The organism is Spirosoma arboris, assembly GCF_009754945.1.
Lineage (GTDB): Bacteria > Bacteroidota > Bacteroidia > Cytophagales > Spirosomataceae > Spirosoma > Spirosoma arboris.
Genome location: NZ_WPIN01000001.1, coordinates 256286 through 273269, shown reverse-complemented (window position 1 = coordinate 273269; position 16984 = coordinate 256286). Strand labels below are relative to the sequence as shown.

Below are 16984 nucleotides of genomic sequence, written 5' to 3'. Positions count from 1 at the left end.
TTCTCGGCTACACTCATCACTCACCTTCATATTCATGAAACAAGTTTTCCTCCTTTTGCTGATCTATTGTTGCGTTTTTACCGGAACGTTTGCCCAAAAGCCCGTTACTCCAGAAAAACAGCCAATTAAAGACGAAAAACCGTCCTCACTCTCCCGTACACTAAACATTGATTCACAGGCTATTACCAATGGCCAGGTGACGATTAAAGGGCAGCGGGTGCCGTATAAAGCAACTGCCGGCACCATTCCGGTCTGGGATGAAGAAGGCAAACCCCTTGCCGGTGTCTTTTTCACGTACTTTGAACGTTCCGACGTTGCCGACCGGGCGGCCCGGCCACTGGTTATTTCGTTTAACGGTGGGCCTGGCACGGCTTCTGTCTGGATGATGATTGGCTACACCGGCCCGCGTATTCTTAAAGTTGATGAAGAAGGTTATCCCATTCAGCCATATGGTATAAAAGACAATCCAAACTCGATTCTGGATGTCGCTGATATTGTGTACGTTGACCCGGTTAATACCGGTTTCTCACGACCTGTCAATAAAGATGTACCAGTAGCCAAGTTGTTCTTTGGCGTCAATGCCGACATCAAATATCTGGCCGACTGGATCAATACATTCGTGAGTCGCTACAATCGATGGGCATCCCCTAAGTACCTGATTGGTGAGAGTTATGGCACCGCTCGGGTGTCGGGGCTGGCGCTGGAGTTACAAAACGCCCACTGGATGTACCTGAATGGCGTCATTTTAGTGTCGCCAACGGGCTTGGGTATCGAGCGGGATGGTCCAGCGCAGGGCGTCTTGAAACTGCCTTATTTTGCCGCTACCGCCTGGTATCATAAAGCTTTACCTGCTGATTTACAGAAGAAAGATCTGACGGATATGCTTCCCGAAGTCGAAGCCTTTGCCATTCAGGAATACCTGCCCGCACTGGCGTTAGGCGGTTCATTGAGCGATCAGAAGCGGAAGGAAATCGCGGCCAAAGTGGCTCGCTATTCGGGCTTATCGGAAACGGCGGTGATGCAGCAAAATCTGGACATACCAACCAACTTCTTCTGGAAAGAATTGCTTCGTAGCAAAAGCCAGACAGTTGGGCGATTGGATTCGCGCTACCTGGGCATAGACAGTAAAGACGCGGGTGTTGCTCCCGATTATAACTCAGAGCTAACCTCCTGGCTCCATTCATTTACGCCCGCCATCAATATGTTTATGCGCGAAGAGCTCAATTACAAAACCGACCTGAAATACTATATGTTTGGCCCCACCTTTCCGTGGGATAACACGAACAACCATACCGGCGAAAACCTGCGTCAGGCTATGGCACAGAATCCATACCTGCATTTGCTCGTACAATCGGGTTATTATGATGGTGCCTGCGATTATTTCAATGCCAAATACAATATGTGGCAAATGGATGCCAGCGGCAAACTGAAAGATCGAATGGAGTGGGAAGGCTACCGGAGCGGCCACATGATGTACCTTCGTAAAGAAGATCTGGCCACTAGTAACGAACGGCTCCGGAAATTCATTCAGAAAAGCACGCCCAAAAACAGCGAACCAGCAAAATATTCGGGAAGTCGATAAACAGGTATCAGAATCGTCCGAACCTTATGATAGGAACAAAATGTGTTAGACAATTCAACGAACAACCTATGCGTTCATGTAGTCATGAAAGCACTCTTCGTTCTCTGTCTTAGCCTGTTCTTAGTTAATGCGAGTTTCGGGCAGGTTTATGTAGATGGTGTTGCAATTGACCCCGTCAACACACCCTTTTGTCAATTAATTTGCACCAATGCCAATGGCTTGTCCAGAGCACGCGTGCAGATTGATTATGGTCAGCATTTTGTGGACATTGGCCTTTCCCGTCAGAAAATAGCTGGTGCTGATAAACAGGTTATTACATTTAATTCCAGTATCGATGCACTGAACTTTATGGTACGGCAAGGCTGGGAACTCGTTACGTTTGCCCTGAAAGGAGATAGCTTTATTTATCTCTTACGACGGAAGACGATTTAACTCAGACCTTTCGCAAAAGTGGGTAAAAAGCCGTGCCACGGTTATTTTCATTTATCTCTTACGACGGAAGACGATTTAACTCAGACCTTTCACAAAAGTGGGTAAAAGGCCTATTCTATCTCCTACGTTTTTCGTTTCTTCTTCCGGGCCGATGGAAACAGTACGTTATTCAAAATGAGCCGGTAGCCGGGTGAGTGTGGGTGCAGGTTCAAATCGGTTGGGTTTCGAAAGCCTCCCCCACCGCGTAGACCCTCTGGATCGTGACCACCGTAAAATGTCCACTGTCCTTTGCCAACTTCCCCGTAGAGGTAGCGATCAGAGGATTTGCTTTCCCCCATCACTAAGCTGCTCGGCTTGACAGCTCCTTTGCGAAAGGCCGTTGTCTGACCGAAAAACTCTTTAATAATCGGCTCGTGATTCTGCGTCAGCATGGCCGGGATGACATCCCATTTGGCCGAAAAATTAAATAATTCAAAGAAACCCGTCGGCTGATCGAAACCGCGTCCTCCGGCAGAGTTAATGTCGGAAAATGTCGAGAAGCCCCGGTAACCGTTATCTGATTCGAGGGTAAAATTTCCAAATGCTAATGTTTTGGTGAAGTCGAGTTTCTCCTGTGCGTCGGGGTCCATACCATCACCATCGTAGCTACTGCCGACAATATCGACGCCATCGGCGGCTAACGCAATATCGAGCGTTTCGGCAGCAGAACACATGGCAAACAAATAGCCTCCTCCGGCGCAAAACGCTTTGATCGCTTTAGCAACGGCCAATTTCATCTGCGATACTTTTGCGTAGCCGTATTTTCGGGCAATGTCTTCCTGTGCTTTGATGTCGGCCAGCGATTGGCGGTGCATATTTCGGCCATATTGCCCCGTAAAATCCTCATGGTGCAAGTGTAGCCAGTCGAACTTTGCCAGATCGCCTTTGAGAATTTCCTCATCATATACAACCTCAAATGGAATTTCGGCGTAGGTGAGTACCAGCAGCACAGCATCGGTATTTTCAAACTCAGCTGGGCTGACCTTAATAGGTGAATACACAATGATTTTGGCCGCTTTCTGGAGCGTCACCACATTCATATTCACATCGGGGTCCGACAATTGCTGGCGGATGGATGCCGCCTGCGCATCTGAAATAGCATCGAATGAAACGCCCCGAACCCGACACTCGGTTTCAACGGCGGCCGTATGTTTCATCATAAAACTGCCACCCCGGTAGTTCAATAGCCAATCGACATCCTGATCGTCTTTGAGAACTTTGTAGGCAATTCCATACGCTTTCAGGTGATTTGTCTGTCGATCGTCCATCGGAATCAGGACGTAATTAGCCAGAATTGGCGTGGCCTGGCCCATAATTGCCAGCAATAGCAGCAGAAAAGATAGGCGCTGTTTCATAGAGTACCTTATTTTTGACCCAACGTTGCGAATATTTTCGGCTTATGGTATACGGTATACACAAGCCATTACTCCTACACTTCAATGATCTGGAATCTGTCAAAAATTACTCGTTACGGTAGTTCGCTACTTGTTGCGCTGTCAATTACCATGTCTGGGAACAGTCAGTCTACACCAACCAAACCACCAGCCGTCGAGACGGGTGTATCACAAACGCTGGCGAAGGCGCGCAGGCAACAAATAAGCCAACTGGCGTATGCACTAAAGTTCGACATTCCAGCGCAGAAAAACCAACTAATTCCAGCACATGAAACAATAACGTTCAACTGGGCTAAAACGGGTACACTACTCCAACTAGATTTTAAGGAAGAACGTACTCATATCCAGAAAGTTTCAGTGAATGGAAAGGATATTTCAACCGTATTTGAGAGCGAGCATTTGCTGATTTCTACTGCTTTTTTGAAGCCCGGAAAGAACACGATTTCAATTCAGTTTACGGCAGGAAATCTGTCACTGAATCGGAACGATGATTACCTCTATACACTCCTGGTTCCAGACCGCGCCCGAACCGTATTTCCCTGCTTCGACCAGCCCGATTTAAAGGCAACATTTCAGCTCTCACTTACGATTCCGAGCCTTTGGCAGGCCATGACCAATGCCGCCGTTCAGGATTCGTTTATAACGGGAGATCGTAAAACGGTTAACTTCCAGACCTCCAACATCATTCCGACGTATTTGTTCTCGTTCGTAGCGGGTAAGTTCACGCCCGTAACCCGCACGCTGGATGGTCGCCCAATGACGCTCCTGCATCGGGAGACCGACACGACCAAAATCCGATTGAGCATGGAGTCACTCTTTCAACTTCATGCCGATGCGCTTCGGTTTCTGGAAGACTACACGCAAATCCCCTACCCGTTCCAGAAATTCGATTTTGCCGCTATCCCCGATTTTCAATACGGAGGCATGGAACATGTAGGCGCCATTGACTATCGGGCATCGGCTTTGTTTCTGGATAATGGTGCCACCCGCGATCAACGACTGGCTCGCGCTAGTGTGATTTCGCACGAAACGGCGCACATGTGGTTTGGCGATATGGTTACTATGCGGTGGTTCAATGACGTCTGGTTGAAGGAGGTTTTTGCCAATTTCATGGCCGATAAAATTACGGAAGTCTCATCCGCCGACGCCAATTATGACCTCCAGTTTGTGGTTGACCATTTCCCGGCCGCTTATGCCGTTGATCGTACTGAAGGTGCCAACCCTATTGGGCAGCCATTAGCTAATTTGCAGGAAGCTGGGTCACTTTATGGAGGAATTATTTACCATAAAGCTCCGATTATGATGCGGCAATTAGAGCGGCTCATGGGTAAAACTGCCCTACGCGATGGTCTACGTGAGTACCTCAAAAAATACGCCTTTAGTAACGCTACCTGGGCCGAACTCATTGCCATTCTGGACGCCCGTACTCCCGCCGATCTAGCTGCCTGGAACCACGTATGGGTAAACGAAACGGGCCGACCAAAATTCAACTATCAACTGGATAAGCAGGCGGGCAAAATAAGTCGCTTGGTGATTTCGCAACTGGGCGAAGATGGCTCCAAGCGGTTATGGCCGCAGGGTTTTGAAATTGCTCTTGTCTATCCAGACCATGTAGAGGAATTGACGGTACAAATGAATCAGGCAAACGTAACCCTCACCGAAGTGGCCGGAAAATCGGTACCCTCTTATGTCATCTTCAATTCATCAGGGCAAGGTTACGGCATTTTCCCGGTGGATACAGCTATGATTTCACAATTGGGCAGCCTGAAAAACCCAGTGACGCGAGCCGCAGCTTACATCAATCTGTACGAGAATATGATTTCCGGGCAAATCATCAGTCCGACGAAGTTGGGAGCCATCTATCAAAATCTGTTAGGAAAAGAGACAGAGGAACTCAATCTGCGATTACTGGCGAGCCAGCTTGCGGACATTGTCTGGAATTTTACCAAACCTGAAAACCGTCTGGCGCTTGCAACACAAGTCGAACAGGTTGCCTGGCGAGCGATGGAAACCGAAACCGCCCCCGGAAAAAAGAAACTACTCTTTCGATTATATCAGAATATTGCGCTTAGTTCTGAGGCAAAAGATCGGCTATACACAATCTGGAATGAACAAAAAGCACCCACAGGTGTAACCCTAACCGAAGACGATTACACCTCGCTGGCGCTGGCCCTAGCTGTTCGCGATTATCCTGCTGATGGCATCCTGACAAAACAGTTGGCACGTATCAAAAATCCCGACCGTAAAAAACGCCTGCAATTCATGATGCCTGCTTTATCGGGTAACGTTGCCGAACGCGATCAGTTTTTTGCTTCCTTAGCCAATGAAGCTAATCGGGAACGTGAAGCCTGGGTTGTTGATGCTCTGGGGTATTTGCACCATCCATTACGGACAGGGACCTCGGCAAAGTACTTGCCTAAAAGTCTAGATCTACTGGAAGAAATTCAGAAAACGGGAGATATTTTCTTTCCCGAGCGCTGGGTAGGTTCCACGTTAGCGAGTTATCAAACGCCCGAAACAGCCAAACTGGTACGTACATTTCTGGCCAATCGGCCAACGTATAATCCGCGCCTACGAGCCAAACTCCTCCAGGCTGCCGACAGACCGTTCAGGGTAAGTCGGTTGTTATATCGTTGAGACGCCGAGACTTACTCATAAAAAACGCCGAACTAACTGTTCGGCGTTTTTTATGTATAGAAATCTAGTTCATTAACTCGCGGCTTCAATGGCAGCAGCCGCTTCAGCTGCGGCAAGGGCTGCACTGTTTTTCTGAGCGTAGTCATCACGCTTGCTCTCGAAGTGCGAAAATATCTCAATAATCGTGTCGAGGTTTTCGGCGATTTTACCATGCATCGTACCCAGATTTTTCTCTAGATATGAGTCATTTAGCCCATTCATATTATCAACTTCAATCTTACCTATTTTCTCGATTAAAGCTGTTTGGCTATTCTGAAGGTCTTCCAGTTCACGAACAATTTTGTTCATCAACTCAAACTTCTGTAATTTATCCATGATACTTATCTTTTGTTGAGTATTACTTTATAAACACGTTCGCTACCAAATGGTTTGATTTGGCCCACTAAGGGTCAGGTAGCAGTAGATATAGCATTGCTGTTTATTCTGTATGCAAACAGGCTTTAATTGCGCCTTAGCCACCATGTATACAAAACCCACCCGACTCTTCACGCTTACTTTTGTGGCTATCTCGTTGCTCGAAATGATCGGGGATACGCAATCTATTCAGTGGATCCACTATGGCTGCAAACCGCTGATTATGTTGCTACTTCTAGGCTATAGCTGGCAACAAAACCGAACAACAGGTTTTTCCGCAACTGTACGCTGGCTGATGATCGGCATGGTATTCGCCTTATTGGGTGACATCTTTCTAATGATTCGCGAAGTCGATTTATTTGCACCGGGGTTGGGCGCTTTTCTACTAATGCAGCTTTGTTACTGTCGCTCATTCTGGCTATCGATTCATGTCAGCGGTCAATCCATTTACCCACGGTCTTTTTTGCTGACTGCCATTCCGTTTATACTCTACGACAGCATTTTTCTATTTCTGCTCAAGCCTAAATTCTTTCAAAATCCGGCATTAACTCCTTTATGGTGGCCTGTTGTTGGCTATATTTTCTGTTTGAGCACTATGGGCATCCTAGCTTTCCAACGACGCGGTTTAGCCAGGTATAGCTGGGTAGCTATTGGTGCCATTCTGTTTATTCTATCCGATTCGGCCATTGCCATAGATAAGTTTTTACAACCCATCATGGGTGCAACCTGGTTCATCATGAGTACATACGCAGTTGCTCAGTATATGATTGTAACAGGCACTCTTGACCATGAACAATCAATAATCCGACTGCATAAACCTGACGGACAGCACATATAGTATTTTTCGATATGACAATAAATTAAATCAATTTGATTTATAAAACTACACTTGGTAACCTTGTACCTGTAAATCGCTTCATCCCCTTTTCGTTATTAGTTTTAAAACACATTTTCAGATAAGTCCTTAACAACAATTTGTAGAATGGAAAACTATTCAGGAGACATTAGTCAATGTCCGTTTCACAACGGGGCCTCAAAAAACGAGCCTGCTAAAAAAACTAGCACCGCTGGTGATGGAACACAAAACCGCGACTGGTGGCCAAATCAGTTAAAAGTGAACATGCTTCGGCAGCATTCTTCGCTGTCTGACCCGATGGGACAGGGTTTTAACTACGCCAAAGAGTTCAAGAGCCTTGACCTGGAAGCCCTGAAGAAGGACCTTCATGTGTTAATGACCGACTCACAGGATTGGTGGCCAGCCGACTTCGGTCACTATGGCCCTTTGTTTATCCGCATGGCATGGCATAGTGCGGGTACCTATCGCATAGGCGATGGTCGTGGTGGAGCAGGTGCTGGTCAACAGCGATTTGCCCCCCTCAACAGCTGGCCCGATAACGTCAGTCTCGACAAGGCTCGCCGGTTACTTTGGCCGATCAAACAGAAATATGGCCGAAAAATCTCCTGGGCCGACCTTATGATTCTTACAGGCAACGTAGCACTGGAATCGATGGGTTTCAAGACGTTCGGTTTTGCTGGTGGACGTGCCGATGTTTGGGAGCCAGATCTGGATATTTATTGGGGTTCTGAAAAAAAGTGGCTGGGTAGCGACTTACGTTATGCAGGTGGTTCTGAGGGCGTAGCTGATGATCATGGCGTATTGGTATCTGACGAAGATCCCGATGGCAAAATCCATTCCCGTAACCTGGAAAAACCATTGGCAGCGGCCAATATGGGGCTGATCTATGTAAATCCAGAAGGGCCAGATGGTAACCCTGATCCACTTGCGTCGGCTAAAGATATCCGCGATACGTTTGGGCGTATGGCTATGAACGACGAAGAAACAGTTGCTCTGATTGCTGGTGGCCACACGTTTGGTAAAACACACGGCGCTTCTACTTCAGAACACGTTGGCCCAGAGCCCGAAGCTGGAGACATTGAGCTACAGGGTTTTGGTTGGGCAAATAGCTATGGCTCAGGCAAAGGTGGCGATACGATCACCAGCGGTCTGGAAGTAACCTGGACGAGTACGCCAACAAAGTGGGGCAATGGCTTTTTTGAGAACCTATTCAACTACGACTGGGAATTGACCAAGAGTCCGGGCGGTGCGCACCAATGGGTAGCCAAGAATGCAGAGAACACCATTCCTGATGCCCACGATCCGTCGAAGAAGCACGTACCGACCATGCTTACCACCGACCTAACGCTGAAGCTTGATCCTGGTTTCGAAAAGATTTCAAGACGCTTCTACGAAAACCCCGACGAGTTTGCCGATGCCTTTGCCCGCGCCTGGTTTAAGTTGACACACCGCGATATGGGTCCTCGTGCTCTTTACTTAGGCCCTGATGTTCCGGCAGAAGTACTGATTTGGCAGGACCCAATCCCGGCGGTTGACCATACCTTAATTGATGAAAGCGATGTAGCTGCGTTGAAAGCAAACATACTTGCTTCTGGTTTGACCGTATCTCAGCTGGTATCTACGGCCTGGGCTTCGGCTTCTACGTTCCGTGGTTCCGATAAACGGGGTGGAGCTAATGGGGCACGCATTCGTCTGGCTCCCCAAAAAGACTGGGCTGTAAACAATCCGGCTCAGTTATCGACGGTGTTGGGAACTCTCGAAAGTATCCAGGAAGAATTCAACAGCACGCAATCCAATGGCAAAAAGGTTTCGTTGGCTGACCTAATTGTGTTGGCAGGTTGTGCAGGTGTTGAGAAAGCGGCAAAAGACGCAGGTCATGACGTAACAGTACCGTTTACGCCTGGACGCATGGATGCTTCGCCCGAACAAACCGATGTCGAATCATTTGCTGTATTAGAACCAGTTGCCGATGGTTTCCGCAACTACCTGAAAGCCAAATTCACCGTATCGACAGAAGAATTGTTGATCGATAAAGCACAATTGCTAACCTTGACGGCTCCTGAACTGACGGTTCTGATAGGCGGTATGCGTGCCTTAAATGCCAATTATGATGGCTCTAAACTTGGCATTTTCACGGAACGTCCGGGTGTGCTTACCAACGATTTCTTCGTAAACCTGCTTGACATGAGCACAGCCTGGAAGGCCGTTGCTGATCATAAAGAAGTATTTGCAGGACGAGATCGTAAAACCGGCGACGTGAAATGGACTGGAACGCGTGCTGATCTTGTTTTTGGCTCAAATTCCGAGCTTAGAGCAATTGCCGAAGTGTATGGCAGTTCGGATGCACAGGAAAAATTTGTAACGGACTTCGTAGCGGCCTGGGCCAAAGTAATGAATCTTGACCGCTTTGATCTGGCTTGATTTTTAAGGAAATCACCTATATAAAGCAATAGAAGCGCTCCGACTCCGGAGCGCTTCTATTGCTTTATATAGAAAACGGTCTGCTTTTCTCTTCCAATTACACCAACATCCGCATTGGATCTTCGAGCAATTGCTTCACCGTTTGCAGGAAGGCCGAACCTGTAGCACCATCCACTACGCGGTGGTCGCAGGATAAGGTCACTTTCATGACATTAGTAGGCAACGCCACATCTCCTTCAAACTTCACGGTTTGCTTGATAGCGCCAACGGCCAGAATACAGGAATCGGGCGGGTTGATAATAGCGGTGAATTCGTCGATACCAAACATACCCAAATTGGAGATGGAGAACGTACTTCCCTCCCAATCTTTCGGTTGTAGTTTTTTGTCTTTCGCTTTACCGGCCAGATCTTTCACTTCGCCCGAAATGGTCGACAGCGTCTTCTGATCAGCATTCCGAACGACCGGCACCAGCAAACCTTCATCGACAGCGACAGCCACACCAATATTTACATATTTGTACTTACGAATTTTATCGCCGAGCCAGGATGAGTTAACGTTCGGGTGTTGTTTCAACGCCAGTGCAGCCGCCTTAATCACGAAATCGTTAAACGAAACCTTCACGGGACTAATACCATTGACCGTACCGCGCAACGCCATCGCTTTGTCCATGTTAATTTCCATGGTCAGGTAGAAGTGAGGAGCGGTGAATAGGCTCTCGCTCAACCGGCGGGCAATTGTTTTCCGCATCTGACTAACTGGAACATCTTCGTACTCGCCAGCCGGTGTAGGTACTGGAGCCGGAGCAGATGGCTGAGCCGCTGGTGTCGAGGCTGCAATTGGTTGAGCAACAGGCGCAGCAGGTTGAGCCGCCGGTGCTACTTTACCAGGAACAAACGACTCAACATCGCTTTTCACGATACGACCTTCTGGACCGCTACCATGAACCTGAGCCAGGTTAATCCCTTTATCTTCGGCAATACGCTTTGCTAATGGTGAGGCTTTAACCCGACCATTCGACTCAGTCACATCACCAGCACCACCGGCTTGCGACAGGTCAGTATCAGCATTAGCAGGGACACCAGTCTGTGGATTTTGCTGAACAGTTGCACTACCGCCTTCGCCAGTAGCTGCCTGTTGACCAGAAGTTGGCGCACCACCATCTAATAGAACTTTAAAGTTGGCACCCTTTTCACCGACAACGGCAATGATATCGTCAACAGCTACGGATGCACCTTCTTTTACACCAATATAAAGCAGTGTACCTTCTTCGTACGCTTCGAGGTCCATCGTGGCTTTGTCGGTTTCGACTTCGGCCAGTACATCACCCGATTTTACGGTATCACCTTCTTTTTTATGCCAGGCGACAATCGTACCCTCGGTCATAGTATCGCTCATCTTCGGCATCCGAATAACCGATGCGTTGACCTTCTCAGCAGGAGCTGCCGAAACAGCTTTTGGCTCAGGCAACTTTGTAGCTACCTCATTGCTTGCGCTAGCTGCGGGCGCTGGTGCAGGTTCCGGCTTAGGTGCTGGAGCTTCCTGGCTACCACCACTTGACCCATTCAACAACGCCTTGTAGTCTTCACCGTCGGCCCCAATAATAGCCAGAACGCCATCAACCGGTACCGAAGCGCCTTTTTCAACACCGATATAAAGTAGCGTACCTTCTTCGTAGGACTCCAGGTCCATCGTTGCTTTATCGGTTTCAACTTCGGCCAGTACGTCGCCGGATTTTACTTTATCGCCCACCTTTTTGTGCCACTCCGCAATGACGCCTTCGGTCATTGTGTCGCTCATCTTGGGCATTCGGATTAATTCAGCCATAATTAGCTATGTATGTAATCGGGTTATACAAAAAGATCGGTCGGGCCCACAACGGTGAACAGTATCGGAACACCAGACCGACATTCCGCTGGTCGGCACTCCGCTGGGCCGGCATTCCGGTTGGGAGTCAAAATTAGTGTAAAGCAGTAAAGTTTGTATCGTCGGTCTCTGTTTTATCTATCAACAATTCGCACAACCATTCTGTTGCTGTCAATGCTGTTACTGAGAAGGCCAAAATTCGCCTTTCTATTCCACCCAGAGTACCAGTCCTTTCAGATAGCCTCCTTCGGGATGGAATAAACTAACAGGATGGTCGGCAGGTTGACTTAGGTGATGGAGCACACGCACCTGCCGTCCAGCTTCGATAGCCGCGGCCACAATCGTATTATAAAACAGCTCCCGATCTACTACCTGAGAACACGAAAAGGTAAACAAAAGTCCCCCCTTCGCTACCCGACGAAAACCTTCCGCATTCAGGCGCTTATACCCTTGTACAGCCCGGTGTCGGGCAGATAGGCTCTTGGCAAAGGCAGGCGGGTCCAGCACAACCACATCATATTTATGATCATGCGCTTTGAGGTAGTGCATCACGTCTTCGGCATAAGCCTCATGCCGAGTATCAGCCTCACCAAAATTAGCCTGGATGTTCTGATTAGTCAGACCAATCGCTTTCTGCGAAACATCGACCGAGTGAACCTGATTAGCACCGGCTTTTAGTGCATACACCGAAAACCCACCCGAATAGCAGAACGCATTCAGGACATCTTTCCCCTGTGCATACTGTGCTAGTAAAGCCCGGTTATCTCGTTGATCTAGAAAAAAGCCTGTCTTCTGACCTGTAATCCAGTCAACCAGAAACGTATTACCATTTTCCTGAACCGGATGCGGCACGGGTGTCCGGCCAAAGAGATAGCCGTTTGTAACGGTTGCTCCATATTCGTCGGGCAGCGTGTCGGCACTTTTATCATATACAGCCGTCAGTTCATCGCCAAAAACGGCTTTGAGTGCTTCTGCAATGATGTCCCGTTCACGGTGCATACCAATCGAGTGTGCCTGTACAACAGCCACGCCATTATACATATCTATAATTAGCCCCGTACAACCATCGCCTTCGCCGTGCACAAGCCGATAACAGTTTGTCTCACCCGTGACAATCACCTGTCGAATGCTACGGATATGAGCCAATTTCTGGGTCCAGTAAGGCAGATCAGGTATAACAGGCCCACCTGCTGTTGCTCCGAACGAGAAAATACGTACGGCAATACTCCCATCATGATAGTGCCCCGTGGCGAGATAACGGTTTTTATTATCAAAGACCTCTACTACGTCACCATCATTAAGGTTACCTTCATACCGGCTGATGGCCCGCGAAAACACCCAGGGATGGAAGCGACGAACGGCCTCGTCACGTCCTGCCTGTAGATATAATTTGGAAAATGTCATTCGTATTCAATAAAGTCCGCAAAAGTAGTGAAGAATGAAGAGGGAAGAATGAAGAATATTTTCCTTCTAGTATTCATCACTCATCACGCTTCATTCTTCACTACTTTTACAAAAACTTTTTTCTCCTATGCAACGACGTAGTTTTCTTAAACAGTCCGGTCTGCTTACAGCCGGAGCCTTTGCCTTTAGCCAGTCAGTTTCGACGGCCGCAGACTTACTAACGAATGCTTTTGCCAAGCCCATCAACCCATTTGGCGCTCAGCTTTATAGTGTTCGGGATGCAATGCCCAAAGATCCTAAGGGTGTCATGACACAGTTAGCCCAGATGGGGTATAAGCAATTTGAGAGTTATAGTGGCCCACAGGGATTTTTGTGGGGTATGGAGCCTAAAGAAATCAAATCGTTTCTCGACGGGCTGGGTGTAAAAATGGTAAGCACGCACTTTAACTATCGGGGTGAGGTCGATAAGCCAGACCAACTCAAGAAAAGCATCGAAATGGCACATGATGCCGGATTAACTTATCTGCTCTGCCCTTTCTATGGTCCACAAAAAACCTGGGACGATTGGAAGAAAGTTGCCGACCAGTTCAACACCGTTGGCGAAGAGGTTAAGAAAGCAGGGTTGAAATTCGGTTATCACAACCACGATTACTCATTCCGACCCCTCGACGGAAAACTACCGCAAGAATTCCTGCTGGACAACACCGACCCTAAAAACGTAATGTTTGAGCTGGATCTGTGCTGGATTGATGTAGCGGGTGTCAATACAGAGGAACATCTCAAAAAATACGGTAAACGGTATGAGCTTTGCCACGTAAAAGATTATACCGTTAAAGACGGCAAACCCGTTCAGAACGATCTTGGCAAAGGTAATGTGGACTTCAAAAAGACGTTACGTATAGCTAAGGACAGTGGTATCAAGTACTTTCTGGTAGAGCAGGAGCAATATCCTGAATCGTCGCTAATCAGTATGAAAAACGACGCCGAGTATATGAAAACGTTATCGGTGTAATGTTTCTGAACCGGGATTTAGCTGATTTATGGATTAAACTGATTTTGTTTTAATGGATTCGCTTCAAAGAAGCGTAACGCAAAATCAACTTTAATCCATAAATCAGCTAAATCCCGGTTCAGATTACTCTTCCCGCGCCGAGAACAGTCTCTTCAACCAGCTCTTCTTTTCTTCGGCCTCTTCTTTTTGCTCCCCTTCAGTAAGCTGATAGTTTGCTAGTGCCCGTAAATCAGGTTGACCAGCATCTACCCAGCATGTGTACCAGAAATCACCGACCATTTTGACTGATGCGCGCATCTGGCGCTCGACTTGTCCCTTCAATCGATCATGATACTGTCGCGAGAAATCTGCCGAATAAACTTTGGCGGTGATACCGTTTCGCTCTTCAAAACCGAATTTCCGCGTTTCGCCTACTTCTTCTGTTAGTTTTTGCTCAAATCGCAATACCGAATCCAGGGCAGCATTTGCATTGAATACAGCCCGCCAGGCTGCTTTCTGGGGCGAATAAATGTATTCAGCCTGTCCCGTTAGAAAATCATAGTCAGTGCTGAATAACTCAGGCAAGCGCGACTCCCAAAAACCGTGAATTCCCTGCTGTTTAGTTAACTGACCATTGTAATTGTGTGTAGTATGCAATGGCACATTGGCATCGGCAATATAATGGCCTAAATCAGCGGCTACACGCAGGATTCGGCGGACATCCCGCTGTTTAAACGCTTCGGTCAACTGATATTTTGTCAGCTGAATTTGCCAGGGAACCAGCCCGTGTAATGCCAATGAATCGGCTCCATATCGATCAGTAGCTTCTTTATAATAGCGCGGAAGTGTAGCTGTCGACGTGTCGGAATACGCATCGAGGTCTATGAAATGACGAGGAGCTTCACCCACAACGGCATACCGACGCTTGTCAGGATTAACAGCATTGTCGGCTAAAAAACTAATGTGTTTTTTGAAAAACGGCATCATCTCGACCGGTAATGTAAATACGGCCAATCGATTAATCTGCTGATGCGCATAGAAGCCCCATATAGGGCGACTACTGGCCACTTGAAACTCGATTGAGTAGTTCCAATTCGGGCACTTTTCAGCTAGTTCTTCGGCCTTTATTGGGCTGCCGTTTACTAAACTTCCCAAAAAAATATTGGTCAAGGCAGACAACCAAACAAAACAATTGTACATTTGGCAAAACATGGTACTTTATATGGAAAATAATTAACTATTCAATTAAACTACCATGTAATTCAGAATAATATTTCGAAAAACAAAATAAAATCGAATAATCATGAATGCAAAGTCAAGAGGATATACCCTCGTTATTGTGTTAATCTGTGCTTTTGCTTTAACAATCTACGGTGCTTATTCACCTGCTAGAAAAGCTCAAAAACAGCAAGTTGTGTGTGTTAAATTCAAAAAAGGGGTCGAAAGTGCAGCAGTTGAGCAGCATATGAACGGTTTTGCAGCTCTAAAGCATGAAATTCCACAGGTCGTTAATTACACGTCAGGCAAGACAATTTTGCCAAATCAGGCTGTTTCTGACTATGACGTAGTACATTACCTTACGTTTCAAAGTGAGGCCGATATAAAAGCATTTGAGAACAGCCCTGCTTACAAACAATTCGTGGCACAGAACCAGGGAATCTGGGAAAAAACACTGATTGTCAACGCTGATATTCGCCCTTAAGCTTGGCTAGCAGAAAGAATTTCGGTTGGAACTATTGGTTGTTCCAACCGAAATTCGTATTTTTGCGCCCTCATATCGCGACAACGATCTCATTTATATACCAATGGCAAACCATAAGTCATCAAAAAAAGCAATCCGGTCGAGTGCCAAGAAGCGGCTGTTGAACCGTTACCAGCATGTTACGACTCGAAACATGGTGAAGAAACTACGTACTACTACCGATCACGCAATGGCAGTTGAACTGTTCAAGTCGGTTTCGTCGGCGTTGGACAAACTCGCTAAGCGTAATATCATTCACAAGAATAAAGCCTCTAACAACAAGTCGAAACTGGCTCGTTTGGTGAATGGCTTGAAAGCTGCTACAGCTTAAGTACTAGTTATTTGTTATTGGTTTATAAGTTATTGATGGTCATGCCGCGAATAGTAACTTAGTAGTCAATAACCGACTTTCGCTGATAGTTTATCATAGAACCTTACCTTTTTGTGGGTAAGGTTTTTTTGTGCATTTTGTCGCCGAAAATCACCCCGTAACGTACTTAAACACATGTCCTATCAGACATCTGGCACTATTCAGAGTTGGGCCGAAGAAGACCGTCCGCGCGAAAAACTCATGCTCAAAGGCAAGGCAGCCCTCTCAGAAGCCGAATTGATTGCCATTCTGATTAACTCAGGCACGGTTGATCTGACCGCTGTTGATGTAGCCAAAATTATTCTCAAGAGTGTCAACAACAATCTCAACGAATTAGCGAAACTAAGTATTAAAGACCTCTCGAAATTTCGGGGTATTGGTGAAGCCAAAGCAATTAGTGTTATAGCCGCTCTTGAACTGGGCCGCAGGCGGAAAGAGCAGGATCGCCCTCAACGCGCCAAAGTAACGTGCTCACGCGATGCCTATAACGAGATGATTCCGCATCTGATCGACAAACCGCACGAAGAGTTTTGGATTTTATTAATGAACCGTGCCAATGAAATTTTACGGCCGGTTCAAATCAGTACAGGGGGCGTTTCAGGTACCGTCGCCGACCCAAAACTGATTTTCAAGCAAGCCATAGAACATTTGGCCTCTTCGATGATTTTGTTCCATAATCACCCGTCGGGAAACCTTATGCCGTCGCAGGCAGATAAAGACTTGACCAAAAAACTTAGAGATGCTGGACGGTTACTGGATATTCCGGTACTCGATCACCTGATTTTTACGGACAAATCCTATTTCAGCTTTGCCGACGAAGGGATTTTGTAGGAAAGTAA

Annotated in this window: 14 protein-coding genes; 9 read left to right on the top strand and 5 right to left on the bottom strand. The window is 47.2% G+C overall.

The features are described from left to right. Positions 1–34: 34 nt before the first annotated feature. A complete protein-coding gene (locus GO755_RS01155) occupies positions 35–1582 on the top strand; it encodes a S10 family peptidase (protein ID WP_157582734.1) in 1548 nt (515 codons plus the stop codon). A gap of 84 nt (positions 1583–1666) precedes the next feature. After that, on the top strand, positions 1667–2014 hold the full coding sequence (locus GO755_RS01150; protein ID WP_157582733.1) for a hypothetical protein: 348 nt from the start codon (positions 1667–1669) through the stop codon (positions 2012–2014). A gap of 122 nt (positions 2015–2136) precedes the next feature. Here GO755_RS01150 and GO755_RS01145 read toward each other — a convergent pair whose 3' ends face one another. Further along, complete coding sequence (locus GO755_RS01145) at positions 2137–3408, bottom strand: asparagine synthetase B (protein WP_157582732.1); 1272 nt, start codon at positions 3406–3408, stop codon at positions 2137–2139. 84 nt (positions 3409–3492) lie between these two features. Here GO755_RS01145 and GO755_RS01140 point away from each other — a divergent pair, with 84 nt between their 5' ends. Continuing rightward, positions 3493–6084 (top strand): M1 family metallopeptidase, encoded by a 2592-nt coding sequence (locus tag GO755_RS01140; RefSeq protein ID WP_157582731.1) that lies wholly within the window; start codon positions 3493–3495, stop codon positions 6082–6084. Between the two features lie 72 nt (positions 6085–6156). Here GO755_RS01140 and GO755_RS01135 read toward each other — a convergent pair whose 3' ends face one another. Beyond that, a complete protein-coding gene (locus tag GO755_RS01135; protein WP_157582730.1) occupies positions 6157–6459 on the bottom strand; it encodes a hypothetical protein in 303 nt (100 codons plus the stop codon). A 145-nt stretch (positions 6460–6604) separates the two neighbouring features. Between GO755_RS01135 and GO755_RS01130 the strand changes: the two genes are divergently transcribed. After that, a complete protein-coding gene (locus GO755_RS01130) occupies positions 6605–7336 on the top strand; it encodes a lysoplasmalogenase (RefSeq protein ID WP_157583278.1) in 732 nt (243 codons plus the stop codon). Positions 7337–7480: 144 nt separating this feature from the next. Beyond that, the gene (gene katG, locus GO755_RS01125) at positions 7481–9775 is read left to right on the top strand and encodes a catalase/peroxidase HPI (RefSeq protein ID WP_157582729.1); all 2295 of its coding nucleotides are present in this window, start codon (positions 7481–7483) and stop codon (positions 9773–9775) included. A 97-nt stretch (positions 9776–9872) separates the two neighbouring features. Here katG and GO755_RS01120 read toward each other — a convergent pair whose 3' ends face one another. Together GO755_RS01120 and GO755_RS01115 are read right to left on the bottom strand one after the other, a co-directional pair. Further along, entirely contained in the window at positions 9873–11600 is a 1728-nt protein-coding gene (locus GO755_RS01120) for a pyruvate dehydrogenase complex dihydrolipoamide acetyltransferase (protein WP_157582728.1), read from the bottom strand. Positions 11601–11846: 246 nt separating this feature from the next. Next, positions 11847–13043, bottom strand: coding sequence for a class I SAM-dependent rRNA methyltransferase (locus GO755_RS01115; protein ID WP_157582727.1), 1197 nt, complete (start codon positions 13041–13043; stop codon positions 11847–11849). A 127-nt stretch (positions 13044–13170) separates the two neighbouring features. On the opposite strand from GO755_RS01115, the gene GO755_RS01110 reads away from it, so the two are divergent. After that, on the top strand, positions 13171–14055 hold the full coding sequence (locus GO755_RS01110) for a sugar phosphate isomerase/epimerase family protein (protein WP_157582726.1): 885 nt from the start codon (positions 13171–13173) through the stop codon (positions 14053–14055). Between the two features lie 123 nt (positions 14056–14178). Here the strand turns inward: GO755_RS01110 and GO755_RS01105 are convergent, their stop codons facing one another. Continuing rightward, positions 14179–15102, bottom strand: a complete 924-nt coding sequence (locus GO755_RS01105; protein WP_394350996.1) for a zinc dependent phospholipase C family protein — start codon at positions 15100–15102, stop codon at positions 14179–14181. Positions 15103–15337: 235 nt separating this feature from the next. Here GO755_RS01105 and GO755_RS01100 point away from each other — a divergent pair, with 235 nt between their 5' ends. From GO755_RS01100 to radC, 3 genes are all read left to right on the top strand, one after another. Next, on the top strand, positions 15338–15736 hold the full coding sequence (locus tag GO755_RS01100) for a Dabb family protein (RefSeq protein ID WP_157582724.1): 399 nt from the start codon (positions 15338–15340) through the stop codon (positions 15734–15736). A gap of 103 nt (positions 15737–15839) precedes the next feature. Further along, positions 15840–16106: a 30S ribosomal protein S20 gene (gene rpsT / locus GO755_RS01095; protein ID WP_157582723.1), complete on the top strand. Its 267-nt coding sequence runs from the start codon at positions 15840–15842 to the stop codon at positions 16104–16106. A gap of 174 nt (positions 16107–16280) precedes the next feature. Continuing rightward, positions 16281–16976 carry a RadC family protein gene (gene radC, locus GO755_RS01090; RefSeq protein WP_157582722.1) on the top strand — a complete coding sequence of 232 codons (696 nt, stop codon included), beginning with the start codon at positions 16281–16283 and terminating at the stop codon, positions 16974–16976. Positions 16977–16984: the final 8 nt, after the last annotated feature.

Coding starts and splice junctions, on each gene's coding strand:
- GO755_RS01155 (WP_157582734.1), top strand. CDS start 35: ATGAAACAAGTTTTCCTCCTTTTGCTGATCTATTGTTGCGTTTTTACC.
- GO755_RS01150 (WP_157582733.1), top strand. CDS start 1,667: ATGAAAGCACTCTTCGTTCTCTGTCTTAGCCTGTTCTTAGTTAATGCG.
- GO755_RS01145 (WP_157582732.1), bottom strand. CDS start 3,408: ATGAAACAGCGCCTATCTTTTCTGCTGCTATTGCTGGCAATTATGGGC.
- GO755_RS01140 (WP_157582731.1), top strand. CDS start 3,493: ATGATCTGGAATCTGTCAAAAATTACTCGTTACGGTAGTTCGCTACTT.
- GO755_RS01135 (WP_157582730.1), bottom strand. CDS start 6,459: ATGGATAAATTACAGAAGTTTGAGTTGATGAACAAAATTGTTCGTGAA.
- GO755_RS01130 (WP_157583278.1), top strand. CDS start 6,605: ATGTATACAAAACCCACCCGACTCTTCACGCTTACTTTTGTGGCTATC.
- katG (WP_157582729.1), top strand. CDS start 7,481: ATGGAAAACTATTCAGGAGACATTAGTCAATGTCCGTTTCACAACGGG.
- GO755_RS01120 (WP_157582728.1), bottom strand. CDS start 11,600: ATGGCTGAATTAATCCGAATGCCCAAGATGAGCGACACAATGACCGAA.
- GO755_RS01115 (WP_157582727.1), bottom strand. CDS start 13,043: ATGACATTTTCCAAATTATATCTACAGGCAGGACGTGACGAGGCCGTT.
- GO755_RS01110 (WP_157582726.1), top strand. CDS start 13,171: ATGCAACGACGTAGTTTTCTTAAACAGTCCGGTCTGCTTACAGCCGGA.
- GO755_RS01100 (WP_157582724.1), top strand. CDS start 15,338: ATGAATGCAAAGTCAAGAGGATATACCCTCGTTATTGTGTTAATCTGT.
- rpsT (WP_157582723.1), top strand. CDS start 15,840: ATGGCAAACCATAAGTCATCAAAAAAAGCAATCCGGTCGAGTGCCAAG.
- radC (WP_157582722.1), top strand. CDS start 16,281: ATGTCCTATCAGACATCTGGCACTATTCAGAGTTGGGCCGAAGAAGAC.